General features: G+C 71.0%; 14 protein-coding genes. 7 read left to right on the top strand and 7 right to left on the bottom strand.

Annotation, left to right across the window (positions count from 1 at the left end):
* On the bottom strand, nt 1–1,473 hold the full coding sequence (locus ACFYZ8_RS40145; RefSeq protein ID WP_388541153.1) for an MFS transporter: 1,473 nt from the start codon (nt 1,471–1,473) through the stop codon (nt 1–3).
* An 85-nt stretch (nt 1,474–1,558) separates the two neighbouring features.
* A complete protein-coding gene (locus ACFYZ8_RS40140) occupies nt 1,559–1,987 on the bottom strand; it encodes a hypothetical protein (RefSeq protein ID WP_388541271.1) in 429 nt (142 codons plus the stop codon).
* A gap of 200 nt (nt 1,988–2,187) precedes the next feature.
* Between ACFYZ8_RS40140 and ACFYZ8_RS40135 the strand changes: the two genes are divergently transcribed.
* On the top strand, nt 2,188–2,649 hold the full coding sequence (locus ACFYZ8_RS40135) for a DUF1877 domain-containing protein (protein ID WP_388541150.1): 462 nt from the start codon (nt 2,188–2,190) through the stop codon (nt 2,647–2,649).
* Between the two features lie 43 nt (nt 2,650–2,692).
* On the opposite strand, the gene ACFYZ8_RS40130 is transcribed toward ACFYZ8_RS40135, so the two are convergent.
* The 4 genes from ACFYZ8_RS40130 to ACFYZ8_RS40115 all read right to left on the bottom strand — a co-directional run bounded on the left by ACFYZ8_RS40130 (nt 2,693) and on the right by ACFYZ8_RS40115 (nt 6,508).
* Nucleotides 2,693–3,286: a hypothetical protein gene (locus ACFYZ8_RS40130; protein WP_388541148.1), complete on the bottom strand. Its 594-nt coding sequence runs from the start codon at nt 3,284–3,286 to the stop codon at nt 2,693–2,695.
* Between the two features lie 76 nt (nt 3,287–3,362).
* Nucleotides 3,363–3,866, bottom strand: a complete 504-nt coding sequence (locus tag ACFYZ8_RS40125) for a hypothetical protein (RefSeq protein ID WP_388541145.1) — start codon at nt 3,864–3,866, stop codon at nt 3,363–3,365.
* An 87-nt stretch (nt 3,867–3,953) separates the two neighbouring features.
* Nucleotides 3,954–4,706 carry a DUF4328 domain-containing protein gene (locus tag ACFYZ8_RS40120; protein ID WP_388541142.1) on the bottom strand — a complete coding sequence of 251 codons (753 nt, stop codon included), beginning with the start codon at nt 4,704–4,706 and terminating at the stop codon, nt 3,954–3,956.
* 140 nt (nt 4,707–4,846) lie between these two features.
* Entirely contained in the window at nt 4,847–6,508 is a 1,662-nt protein-coding gene (locus ACFYZ8_RS40115; protein WP_388541140.1) for a family 20 glycosylhydrolase, read from the bottom strand.
* Nucleotides 6,509–6,663: 155 nt separating this feature from the next.
* Between ACFYZ8_RS40115 and ACFYZ8_RS40110 the strand changes: the two genes are divergently transcribed.
* The 6 genes from ACFYZ8_RS40110 (at nt 6,664) to ACFYZ8_RS40085 (ending at nt 11,780) form a co-directional block, all read left to right on the top strand.
* A complete protein-coding gene (locus tag ACFYZ8_RS40110; RefSeq protein ID WP_359036544.1) occupies nt 6,664–7,176 on the top strand; it encodes a 2-oxo-4-hydroxy-4-carboxy-5-ureidoimidazoline decarboxylase in 513 nt (170 codons plus the stop codon).
* 255 nt (nt 7,177–7,431) lie between these two features.
* The gene (gene sdhC / locus ACFYZ8_RS40105) at nt 7,432–7,812 is read left to right on the top strand and encodes a succinate dehydrogenase, cytochrome b556 subunit (RefSeq protein WP_359036546.1); all 381 of its coding nucleotides are present in this window, start codon (nt 7,432–7,434) and stop codon (nt 7,810–7,812) included.
* A gap of 5 nt (nt 7,813–7,817) precedes the next feature.
* Complete coding sequence (locus ACFYZ8_RS40100) at nt 7,818–8,300, top strand: succinate dehydrogenase hydrophobic membrane anchor subunit (RefSeq protein ID WP_359036548.1); 483 nt, start codon at nt 7,818–7,820, stop codon at nt 8,298–8,300.
* Nucleotides 8,301–8,319: 19 nt separating this feature from the next.
* The gene (sdhA, locus tag ACFYZ8_RS40095) at nt 8,320–10,074 is read left to right on the top strand and encodes a succinate dehydrogenase flavoprotein subunit (RefSeq protein ID WP_359036550.1); all 1,755 of its coding nucleotides are present in this window, start codon (nt 8,320–8,322) and stop codon (nt 10,072–10,074) included.
* Nucleotides 10,074–10,853 carry a succinate dehydrogenase iron-sulfur subunit gene (locus ACFYZ8_RS40090; protein ID WP_359036552.1) on the top strand — a complete coding sequence of 260 codons (780 nt, stop codon included), beginning with the start codon at nt 10,074–10,076 and terminating at the stop codon, nt 10,851–10,853. Before sdhA ends, ACFYZ8_RS40090 begins: the two co-directional genes overlap by 1 nt.
* 147 nt (nt 10,854–11,000) lie before the next feature.
* Nucleotides 11,001–11,780, top strand: coding sequence for a hypothetical protein (locus ACFYZ8_RS40085; protein WP_359036554.1), 780 nt, complete (start codon nt 11,001–11,003; stop codon nt 11,778–11,780).
* A 29-nt stretch (nt 11,781–11,809) separates the two neighbouring features.
* Here the strand turns inward: ACFYZ8_RS40085 and ACFYZ8_RS40080 are convergent, their stop codons facing one another.
* Nucleotides 11,810–12,238: a DUF2752 domain-containing protein gene (locus tag ACFYZ8_RS40080; RefSeq protein WP_388541134.1), complete on the bottom strand. Its 429-nt coding sequence runs from the start codon at nt 12,236–12,238 to the stop codon at nt 11,810–11,812.
* Nucleotides 12,239–12,248 lie beyond the last annotated feature (10 nt).

Genomic DNA, 12,248 nt, shown 5'->3' with positions numbered 1-12,248 from the left:
TCAGCCCAGCGTGTCCACCGGCTCGGGCGTCCGCTCCCCCGCACCCTGGGGAGTGGGCGCCCGTTCCGCGTTCACGACGACGCCCGCGGTCAGCGCGGCCAGCAGCAGCGCGCCGAACGCCCACCAGGTGGCCACGTTGAAGCCGTGCACCGTGGCCTCGGCCTGGAGCAGCCCCCGGTCGACGCCGGGTCCGGCGTGCGCGGTGAGGTAGTCCGCGGTCACGCTCGCGGCGATCGTGTTCAGCAGGGCGGTACCGATGGAACCGCCCACCTGTTGCGCGGTGTTGAAGGTCGCCGACGCCGCCCCCGAGTCGCGCGGCGCGACGCTTCCGGTGGCCAGCGAGATGGAGGTCATCATCGCCGTGCTCATACCGAGGCCCAGCATCAGCATCCCGGGCAGGACGTGGGAGACGTACGCCGGTTCCACGCCGACCTGGGCGATGATCGCCAACCCGCCCGCGGCGAGCAGCAGTCCGGGCACGATCAGGAAGCGCGGCGGCACCTTCCCGAGCAGCCGGGCGGCGATCTGCGTCGAGCCGACGATCATCGCGGCCGTCATCGGCAGGTACGCGAGCCCGGTCTTCAGCGGCGACCAGCCGAGGACGCCCTGGAGGTAGTAGGTCAGGAAGAGGAACACGCCGAACATGCCGACGGTGACGAACAGCACGGTCAGGAAGGCGCCGACGCGCTGCCTGTCCCTGATCACCGACATCGGCAGCAGCGGCACCCGGGCCCGGGTCTGCCACACCGCGAAGACGGCGAGCAGGACAACTCCCGCGGCCAGCAGGCCCACCACGAGCCCGTCGCCCCAACCCCGGGACTCCGCCTCGGAGAAGCCGTACACCAGCGAGAGCATGCCGGCCGAGCCGAGCAGCGCACCCGGCACGTCGAGGTGGGCGTCGGGATGCCGGCCACCGGGCGCGAGGATCGCCCACGCGCCCGCGAACGCCACCAGCGCGATGGGCACGTTGACGTACAGGCACCAACGCCAGTCCAGGTACTGGGTGAGCAGACCGCCCGCGAGCAGCCCGATCGCGGCGCCCGCACCGACGATCGCCCCGAACACCCCGAAGGCCTTGGCGCGCTCCTTCGGTTCGGTGAACGTCGTCGCGAGCAGCGACAGCGCGGACGGCGCGAGCAGCGCGGCGAACACGCCCTGCAGGGCCCGCGCCCCGAAGAGCATTCCCTGGCCCGTCGCGGCCCCGCCGAGCGCGGAGGCGGCGGCGAAGCCGACGAGGCCGATCATGAACGTGGTCCTGCGTCCCGCCAGGTCGGAGATCCGGCCGCCGAGCAGCAGGAGCCCGCCGAAGGCGAGGGTGTAGGCGGTGATGACCCACTGCCGGTTCCCGTCCGACATGTTCAGGTCGGCCTGGGCGGACGGCAGGGCGATGTTGACGATGGTCATGTCCAGCACGACCATCAACTGGGCGAGCGCGATGACTACCAGAGCCCACCAACGACGGTTGTCGGCCATGTCCCCATCGTGCGCCCGCCGCCACCCTGTTGGGAACGGTAGCGTCTCTTATTACGTCGATTTTGCCTCAGCCGCCGCTGCGCGGTCAGTGCCGCCCGCCACCCGTCGCGTCCCGGCACAGCAGCCGCAGCGAACCGTCCCCGGCGAAGCAGCGGCGGGCCTCGTCCACCGGGTCCCACAGCCGTCCGTCGGGCGTACGGACCCAGTGCTCGCCGCCGCTCGTCCACCACTCGGCACCGGTCTGGCGCACGACGACCTCACCGGCGTAGGCGCCGAGCCCGCGCAGCACGGTCTCCACGGCGGCGTACGGCGCCCCCTCCCGCCGTATCTCCTCGATCAGCCGGTCGACCCGCCACAGGCTCTGCGCCGAGTAGTCGAGCCGGACGCGGGCGCCCTCGCGCAGGGCCGAGACCGCGTCGGCGGCCCAGCGCACGGGCTTGGCCGCGGCGGCGGGCCGAAAGGCGGGTGCGGATGCCTGGCGGGTCGTCACATCAGCCGTCGTACGAGCCGTCACGTCAGTCGTCACATCAGTCGTCACAGGGGGGTAAGCGTCCGGGCGGGGTGTTTCGTCACCCGGATCGGGGACCTTCCGCCGGACCGGCGCAGGACCGACGCACCTTCGCCGTATCCCTCCCCGGACGGTCACAGGACCCTTGCGGTAGCGAGGTTGACGCCGGTGTGACGATTCCCCGCTCCCCTGCGCTCCTGTCTCTGATGAGCGACTACTTCCATCTCCGCGCGGTGCCGCCCTCGGCCCTGCGCAACAGCGTCCACTGGATGCAACGGCTGTTCGAGGACGACTGGGACGCCGTGCGCGAACGCATCGGACGACACCGGGAGGAGGTGCTGGACAAGTCCTACCTGGACCACGAACTCCTCTACGCCGGCGCCGAGGTGGTCCTCGGCGGACTGCCGGTCTACCCGGGCGACCGCGACAAGCCGCCCTTCCTGCTCCTGACCGCGGCCCGGGCCAACCGCGTCTCGGCGTACCTGGGTTCGGCCGACTTCGAGGCCCTGTGGCGGACCGCTCGCGAGGTACTGCTTCCGAGACACGGCGGGACGGCCGCGGAACGGGAGGCGCGGGGGGTGTTCGCGGCGGCGCACCGGGATCTGACGGCGTTCTACGGGCAGACGGCGCAGTACGGGGACGCGGTGGTCAAGTGGCTCATCCACTGAGCCGCTATGCCTCTCAGCCACTCCGCCAGTGAACCAGCGGCCCTCACCCCCGGCGCCGGCTCCTGCGGGACACCACCGCGCGCAGCACCCGGCGGCCCTCCGTCGAGACCTCCAGGGCCGGGCGCAGGCCCGCCGGGCCGTGACCGGCGAGGAGTTCCAGGACGGTGACCTGGCGGCGCAGTTCGGCGGCGACCAGGGGCGACATGCCCTCCGTACGGCCCTCGCGGCGGGCGTCGACCGAGTCACCGGCGTCGGCGTCGGCGTCCTTGAGGGGATCGAGCAGCCGGTGGATCCGCAGCGCGGCGACCGAGCAGGCGTCGGCCCACACCCGTACCTCGGCGGCGGACCGCTCGGCCGGCGCGGCGGCGAGCATCCGGCGGGCCAGCAGCACGGCCTCGTCCTCCCCCGACTCCGCGTCGTCCGTCCCGAACTCCCCGTCCCCGCCCAGCTTCCCCCGCACCTGCTCCAGCCGTTCGCCCCACTCCTCGGCCCCGGCGTCGTCCGCGAGCCCCGCCCACAGGGGCCGGAGGACCTCGTCGTCGCCGCCGAGCAGCGGTACGCACCGATCCAAACAAGCCAACCCGCTGGCGGCCAGTCCGCGTTCGTCGGCCTGGCCGATCAGCTCCACCAGACTCATCCACGCCTCCCTCGCCGAGCGGTATTCCCTAACGGAACCCGCACTTCCCCTTACTGCGCGCGATGGCCCGGGAGTGTCACAGGGGCACCACGCCGAGCCGGTCGAGCATACGGAAGAAGAGGTTTTCGGCCAACAGGTCGGGTTCGGCCGTCAGTACGTCGAGCAGCGGCTCCTCGGCCACCTCGTGCCCCGCCTCCGCGGCCCAGGCGACGGCCCGCGCGGCCGCGTCCCGGGGTTCGAGGAAGTAGTCCTCCAGGGTCAGCCCCTCCTCGCCGCCCTCGATGTATCCGGCCATGGCGGTCCGCGCCAGACAGGTCGTCCAGCCCCCGCTCTCCGGCCCGGCCGCCTCCACCACCACCGAGGCGCTGTCCATGACGTATCCGAAGAGCGCGGGCGAACCGGTCTCCAGGGCGAGGGCGTTCATGTTCCCGACATCGCCCTCGCCGCTCGCGTACTCCCAGACCTGCCACCCGCCGGGCGCCGACTCACGCAGGACCATGCCCTCGGCGCCGGCCAGCGCGTCCAGCTCGGCGAGCGGCCGCTCCCCGCGGCCCACGACGAAGTAACCCCAGTAGCCCATCCCCGGTTCCCCCCGGCTGCTCGGTACGGTTCGGGCCCGAATACACCACATTCGTACGGCAGTTCGCAGCAGGACGGACCAAATCCGTCACACGCCGACGGGTGCCGCGGGTCCCCGGCGTGCCTTCTCGTCCTGCATCCGGGTCACCTTCAGCACGAGCAGGGCGGCGAGCACGGCGGCCGCGAGGTCGAGACCGTCGGCGAGCATCACCAGGTATGTCCAGTCGTGGACCCGCTGGGGGGTGTCGGCGCTGTCGGCGATGCCGTAGAGGAGTTCGCCGCCGACGCTCGACAGGAGCCACAGCGTCCACCAGGCGTTGACCGGCGCGTGTCCGGCGGTCCGGTCGGCGGGACGGCTCGCGTCCCAGACGTCGAGCATGACCCGGCGCGGGTACCAGAGGTTCACGAACGGCGCGATCCAGCCGCCGATGACCCAGCCGCGGGCCTTGCGGTGCCCGTTCGGACTGAAGACCTCGGCGTTCACGCGCACCCGCCAGAACCAGATCACGAAGACGACGGCACAGGCGAGCAGCGAGAGCCCCTGGGCGGCTTGGGCCACCCCGGTGAACAGGTCGGCGAGGTCGGCCCGGTCCGACGCACCGCCGTCGAGGTCGCCCGTGACGACGTACTGGAAGACGTCCGCCCCGAGAGCGAACACGTCCGCCAGCGCGACCAGTCCGAGCAGCGCGACGACCGCCCACCCGAGCCCGACCGGTGAGCGGAGCCAGGCGTTCGGCGCGGCCCCGGCCGGCGGGGCCTGGTAGCCGGCCTGTGCGCCGCAGGCCGTGCACAGGGCGCCGTCCGGTGCCGCTTCGAAGTGATGGCAGCGCGTGCAGAGCATGGTGAGGTCCCCCCGAGACGTGGATGATCAGCGAGCCGTGGATGTTCCACAGGCCGCGCGGGTTCTCCCCAGAGCCTCACGCGCGGCATGCGGAACATACGGTTCGGCGACCCCGTACGTCCACAGGAATCCCCGGTTCCTCAGCTCAGCCGGTCCGCCAGCGCCTTGAAGCGCGTCCAGGTCAGGGCGGGCCTCCCCGGGTCCCACAGCTTCTGCGCGGTCGCCCGCAGCGGCATCCGGATGCCCGCGGCGACCTGGTCCTGCGTCTGCGCGTTCGGGAAGTCGCCCCACACCGCGAAGGACCCGCCGAGGATCTGGTCGTCGTACTTCGCGGGGACGGCCGTCGTGCCGCGCAGGACGCGGGGGGTCCACTCCTCGTAGATCCGCTGTCCGGTCGGGTAGTAGAACTGGTTGGGCTGGCCGAGGACGTAGTAGAGCAGCTTGTCGTTGTAGTTGACGACCTTGCGGCCCGTGCTCAGGTACGCCTCGGGCGGCCGGGCGCCGATCTCCTTGCCGGTCCAGTACCCGACCTGGATGTCCTTGTCCGGCTGGACGGACGTGCCCCGGAAGAAGCCGTCGTTCCACGCGCGCGGTGTCCTGCCGTGGGCGCGGACGGTGCGGGCGCGGTCGTTGAGCCAGCCGGTGGTCAGGTCGGCGACGGTGCCGCCGGGGCCGTAGGCCTTCCGGGCGGCGGCGCCGAGCTGGGGGTAGGTCGCGGCCGGGCTCGACACCATCAGCGCGCGGTACTCGTCGCCGCCGAGGTGCCAGTCGGCGCCGGGGAACAGCTTCGCGTACTCGTTCAGCAGGTCGTCCACGATCTCGGCGGCCGCGGGCTTGGAGATGTCGACGGTCCCCTGCGGCGCGTTCCCCGCAGCACTGCGCAGCTGGAGCTCGGGGTGCGCGGCGATGACCGCGCCCAGGTGCCCGGGCGAGTCGATCTCCGGTACGACGGTGATGTGCCGCTGCGCCGCGAGCGCGATGATCTTCCTGACCTGCGCCTTGGTCAGGTGGGTCCGGGACACGATCTCCGGGTGCGAGTCGGACTCGATCCGGAAGCCCTGGTCGTCGGAGAAGTGCAGCCCGAGCTCGTTGTACTTCAGATCACCGAGTTCGCGCACCCGGTCCTCGATCCACCCGGCCGTGAAGGGCTTGCGCGCGATGTCCAGCATGAGCCCGCGCACCGGCTTGGCGGGCTCGTCGCGCACGACGCCCTCCGGCGCCGTACCGCCGCCGTGCACCTCCTGCTTGAGCGTGCGGGTGCCGTAGAACACGCCCGCGTCGCTCGGCCCGCTGATCGCGACCCGCCCGCCGCGCACGGTCATGCGGTACGACTCCGGGCCCGCGCCCTTGCCGCCGTCGAGCGAGAGGCGTACCTCCCCGGCGCGCACGTCGCCCTTCCGCCCGGCGTACGTCAGTCCCAGTTCACCGGCGAGCAGCCGCCCCTCGTCGGCGAGGCGGGCGTCGTCCACGACCACGCGCCGGCCGGGGGCGGGACGCCAGCCGGGGCCGCGCGCAGGGGTGTGGGCGCGGACGGCGGGGATGGTGCGGGGCGGGGTGGACAGGGGGTAGGACCGGGTGGGGCTGGGGGCCGGGCTCGGGGCCTTCGACGGGGTCGCGGAGTGTTCCGTTCCGCCGGCCGAGGGCGACTGGGCCTGGGGCCGGGCCGACCCGGCCGGCTCGCTGTCGCCGCCCGCCCACAGGCCGATACCCACCCCGGCCGCGACGGTGACGGCGACCGCTCCGGCGATCAGCCCGCGCGTCCGCTTCTCCTGTTTCTCCGGTCGCTTCCTGTGCTGGCTCACAACGTCAACGCTAGGCCCTCGGCGGAACAGCCGCGTCCACCACACATTCCGAAACTCTCCCGTGAGGGTGAAATTCGGGCATCCGTCGGACAGGTCATGTCCACTCTCGATAGCGTGATGTCACACCGCTCACAGCTTCCTCTGCCGAAACACACGTGACGCCCACACATTCTCCCGGCCGACTGGCCATACCGTCCCTGCCCCTGGTGCTGGACGCCTTCAACTCCGCCCCCGCCGACGAGGCCCGGGGCCTCCTTCTGGACTGCCTGCGCAGCCTCCGCTGGGCCGAACGGGTGGTGGCCCACCGCCCCTACCCGACCGTGGACGCGCTGCTCGCGGCCGCGGACGAGGCGGCGTACGACCTGACCGCGTCGGATCTCTCCGAGGCCCTGGCGGCCGAGACGCTCCCCGTCCTGCCGGAGGGGGCGTATTCGGCGGCCCACATGGCCATGGGCGCGGCCCACGCGGCCTACGAGGCCCGCTTCGGACACGCGTTCGTGATCTGCCTGGACGGCCTGCCGCCGGCCGAGGCCCTCGACCACGTCCTGGCAGGCATCCGGTCACGATTGACAAACGATCCCGAAGACGAACGGGTGGTGGCAGCGGAGGAACTCCGCCGCCTCGCAAGGGGCCGACTGGTGTCTTCCCTCAGGGGCGCGGGGCTGTAGTCGATATGCGGCTACCCGCCGCGCGGGCGCGACCAGCCACTACCGCGCCGCACCTGGCACATAACAGCTCAGACCACCCCAGATGCCGCCTCCGCTCACCCATACGCGTGCCACTTTGATCACACCGGTAGGCCCGGCGTAAGCCCAGCGCGAGCGCATCGCTACGATGCTGGGGGCCGGTGGACCGTACCCGGCCGGGCCCGACCGACAGCACAAGCCGGCTGGCCCCGATACCCCGCTCCCGGAGGGACTTCCGTGCCGGCTGGAACGCTGTACCGCGGCCGGGAAGGAATGTGGTCCTGGGTGGCTCACCGAGTCACCGGCGTCCTCATCTTCTTCTTCCTGTTCGTTCACGTGCTGGACACCGCTCTCGTCCGTGTCTCACCCGAGGACTACGACAAGGTCGTAGCCACGTACAAGACCCCGCTCGTCGCGTGCCTGGAGTACGGCCTCGTGGCCGCCATCCTCTTCCACGCGCTCAACGGCCTGCGCGTCATCGCCGTCGACTTCTGGTCGAAGGGCCCGCGCTACCAGAAGCAGATGCTCTGGTCCGTCGTCGGCGTGTGGGTCGTGCTCATGATCGGGGCGATCTACCCCGTCCTCGGCCACGCCGCTCGTGAACTGTTCGGGAGCTGATACCGATGGCGACCACTGAAACCACCGCTTCCGGCATCGGCCCCGTCGAGGGCGCCTCGGGCTACGGCGTCGACAACCCGGCGCCCCTCATCGAGGCCCCGCGCAAGCGCACCAAGAAGACCCCTCGCTCGACCCGTGGCAACTTCGAGATGGCCGCGTGGCTGTTCATGCGCCTGTCGGGTGTCGTGCTGGTCGTCCTGGTCATCGGCCACCTGCTGATCCAGCTGGTGCTCGACGGCGGCGTCTCCAAGATCGGCTTCGCCTTCGTGGCCGGCCGCTGGGCGTCCCCGTTCTGGCAGGTCTGGGACCTGATGATGCTGTGGCTCGCGATGCTGCACGGCGCCAACGGCCTGCGCACGATCATCAACGACTACGCGGAGCGCCCGAACACCCGGCTGTGGCTCAAGGGCCTGCTCTACACCGCCACGGTGTTCACCATCCTGCTGGGCACGCTGGTGATCTTCACCTTCGACCCGAACATCCGCTAGGCACGGGGCTGCGAGAATCATGAAGATCCACAAGTACGACACCGTCATCGTCGGCGCCGGCGGCGCGGGCATGCGCGCGGCCATCGAGTCGACGAAGCGCAGCCGCACCGCGGTCCTGACCAAGCTCTACCCCACCCGCTCCCACACGGGCGCCGCGCAGGGCGGTATGGCCGCCGCGCTCGCCAACGTGGAGGAGGACAACTGGGAGTGGCACACCTTCGACACGGTCAAGGGCGGTGACTACCTGGTCGACCAGGACGCCGCCGAGATCCTGGCGAAGGAGGCCATCGACTCGGTCCTCGACCTGGAGAAGATGGGCCTGCCGTTCAACCGCACGCCGAACGGCACGATCGACCAGCGCCGCTTCGGCGGTCACAGCCGCAACCACGGCGAGGCCCCGGTCCGCCGGTCCTGCTACGCGGCCGACCGCACCGGCCACATGATCCTTCAGACGCTGTACCAGAACTGCGTGAAGGAGGGCGTGGAGTTCTTCAACGAGTTCTACGTCCTGGACCAGCTGATCACCGAGGTCGACGGCGTCAAGAAGTCGGCCGGTGTGGTGGCGTACGAGCTGGCCACCGGCGAGATCCACGTCTTCCAGGCGAAGGCCGTGATCTACGCGTCCGGCGGCTGCGGCAAGTTCTTCAAGGTGACGTCGAACGCCCACACCCTGACCGGTGACGGCCAGGCCGCGGTCTACCGTCGCGGGCTGCCGCTGGAGGACATGGAGTTCTTCCAGTTCCACCCGACCGGTATCTGGCGCATGGGCATCCTGCTGACGGAGGGCGCCCGCGGTGAGGGCGGCATCCTGCGCAACAAGGACGGCGAGCGCTTCATGGAGAAGTACGCGCCGGTCATGAAGGACCTCGCGTCCCGTGACGTCGTGTCCCGCTCCATCTACACGGAGATCCGTGAGGGCCGCGGCTGCGGTCCCGAGGGCGACCATGTCTACCTCGACCTCACCCACCTCCCGCCGGAGCAGCTGGACGCCAAGCTGCCCGACATCACGGAGTTCGCGCGCACCTACCTCGGTATCGAGCCGTACACGGACCCGATCCCGATCCAGCCCACCGCGCACTACGCCATGGGCGGCATCCCGACGAACGTCGAGGGTGAGGTGCTCGCCGACAACACCACCGTGGTCCCCGGCCTGTACGCGGCCGGCGAGGTCGCCTGTGTCTCGGTGCACGGCGCGAACCGTCTGGGCACGAACTCGCTGCTGGACATCAACGTGTTCGGCAAGCGGGCGGGCATCGCCGCCGCCGAGTACTCCCAGAAGGCCGACTTCGTCGAGCTGCCCGAGGACCCGGCGCGCCTGGTGCTCGACCAGGTCGAGCGGCTGCGCGACGCCACCGGCACCGAGCGGGTGTCGGTGCTGCGCCGCGAGCTGCAGGAGACCATGGACGCGAACGTCATGGTGTTCCGCACCGAGCAGACGATCAAGACGGCGGTCGAGAAGATCGCGGAGCTGCGCGAGCGCTACAAGAACGTCTCGATCCAGGACAAGGGCCGGCGTTTCAACACCGACCTGCTGGAAGCGATCGAGCTCGGCAACCTGCTGGACCTCGCCGAGGTCATGGCGGTCTCCGCGCTGGCCCGCAAGGAGTCCCGCGGCGGTCACTACCGCGAGGACTACCCGAACCGGGACGACGTCAACTTCATGCGCCACACCATGGCGTACCGCGAGGTGGGCGACGACGGCACCGAGTCCATCCGTCTCGACTACAAGCCGGTCGTCCAGACCCGCTACCAGCCGATGGAGCGTAAGTACTGATGGCAACCCCGACCCTGGACAAGGCGGACGCGGCCGGCACTCCCGAGCCCGGCTTCGCCGACTCCCCGTACATCACGGCGACCTTCCGCATCCGCCGCTTCAACTCCGAGGTCTCGGCGGAAGCGACCTGGGAAGACTTCCAGCTGGAGATCGACCCCAAGGAGCGTGTCCTCGACGCCCTCCACAAGATCAAGTGGGACCAGGACGGCACCCTGACCTTCCGCCGTTCCTGCGCGCACGGCATCTGCGGTTCGGACGCGATGCGGATCAACGGCAAGAACCGGCTGGCGTGCAAGACGCTGATCAAGGACCTCAACCCGTCGAAGCCGATCACGGTCGAGCCCATCAAGGGCCTGACGGTCCTGAAGGACCTCGTGGTCGACATGGAGCCGTTCTTCCAGGCGTACCGCGACGTGATGCCCTTCCTGATCACGAAGGACACCAACGAGCCGACCCGCGAGCGTCTCCAGACGGCCGAGGACCGCGAGCGCTTCGACGACACGACGAAGTGCATCCTGTGCGCGGCCTGCACCTCCTCGTGCCCGGTGTTCTGGAACGACGGCCAGTACTTCGGCCCGGCGGCGATCGTCAACGCCCACCGCTTCATCTTCGACTCGCGTGACGAGGCGGGCGAACAGCGCCTGGAGATCCTCAACGACCGCGACGGCGTCTGGCGCTGCCGCACGACCTTCAACTGCACGGACGCCTGCCCGCGCGGGATCGAGGTCACGAAGGCGATCCAGGAGGTGAAGCGGGCGCTGATCACGCGCCGCTTCTGATCTCCGTTCTCCTACGGTGAGTTGGGCCCCGTTCCCCGGTTCGCGCCGGGGCGGGGCCCTTGCTCATTGCTCGCACGCCCGGCTGCATCGCCGCCAACTCGGCTCCCTGGACTGTGACTTGTGGGACCGACGTTGCAGACTGGCCTCATGGCACTCCTGAGGAAATCCGCCGCCGCGCTGTGCGCCGCCGCGGCGGTACTGCTCGCGACACCCCCCACTGCCTCCGCCGCCCCCTACGGAACGCCGGTCCGGGAGACCTTCGACCGGCTGCCCCTCGGTCCGGTCACCGAGGGACGCGGCTGGACCACCGACACCGCCGACGGCACGCTGACCGTCGTGCCCAGCAGCACCGGGCACGGCCGTGAGCTGCGGATCCGTACCGAGGGCAACGGCCGGGCCTTCCTCGTGTTCGACGAACTCTCCCCGCCCGGCAACAGCTTCTGGGGGCGGGTGCGGCTGCGGGTCGGGGCCTTCCCCACCGCTCCCGACTGGGCGCACTGGACCATCGCCGAGGCGTCGGGGGCGGACTCCCCCACGCTCGTGCGGCCGCTCGGCGGGCAGTACGCGCCCACCGACGGGGGCAACTTCTGGGGCGTCGGCTCCGATCTCGGGCCCACCGGGGACTGGACCTCGTGGAAGACCTCCTCGCCTGCCGTCGCCGGGGCGTGGCAGTGCGTCGAGTTCCATCTCGACGCCCGCGACAATCGCGTCAGCGTGTACCTGGACGGCGTGCGGCAGTCCGACCTGACCGTGTCCACGAAGGTGCACGGGGGGACGGCCGACGACTTCGTCTTCCCGGCCTTCGACAGGCTGAAGCTCGGCTGGCAGCTCTACCAGGCCGACCCGACTCCGTCGTCGTACGACATCCGCATGGACGACATCGCCCTCGGCACCCGGCGCCTGGGCGGCTGCGGGAACGGGAGCTGAAGCGGGGATCACGTGCGGAACGGTGAGCGCTAGACGAGGTTGCGGGCCACCGTCCAGGCCAGGGCGACGGTGAGGACGGCCACCTGCCCCCGGGGACTCAGCGTGGGCCTCCAGCGGCGGCCGTGCAGGCCCGCCCACGCCCAGCGGCCCAGCAGGACGAGGGCGTACGGCGAGGCGAGCAGCAGGGCCCGGTTGTCCAGCCAGGCCTCGGCGAGGTGGCCGTGCATCAGGTCGTACACCATGCGGGTGCCGCCGCAGGCCGGACAGAGCAGGCCGGTGAGCATGCGGAACGGGCACTGCGGCAGGACGTGGCCGGGCTCGTGCGGGTCGGTCCGGTAGAGGTAGCCGGCACCCACGGCGCCCGCGACGAGCACCGCCGAGGGTGCCGTCGCGGGGTGCCGGAGCGGGGAGCGCCGTACGGAGGAGCCGGCGCCGTCCGGTGAGGGGCCAGGGACCACTGGTGTCTTG

The sequence above is a fragment of the Streptomyces sp. NPDC001668 genome (genome assembly GCF_042893155.1).
GTDB lineage: Bacteria > Actinomycetota > Actinomycetes > Streptomycetales > Streptomycetaceae > Streptomyces.
Note: the sequence above shows the minus strand (reverse complement) of the source record. Positions and strands in the feature narration are given on the sequence as shown.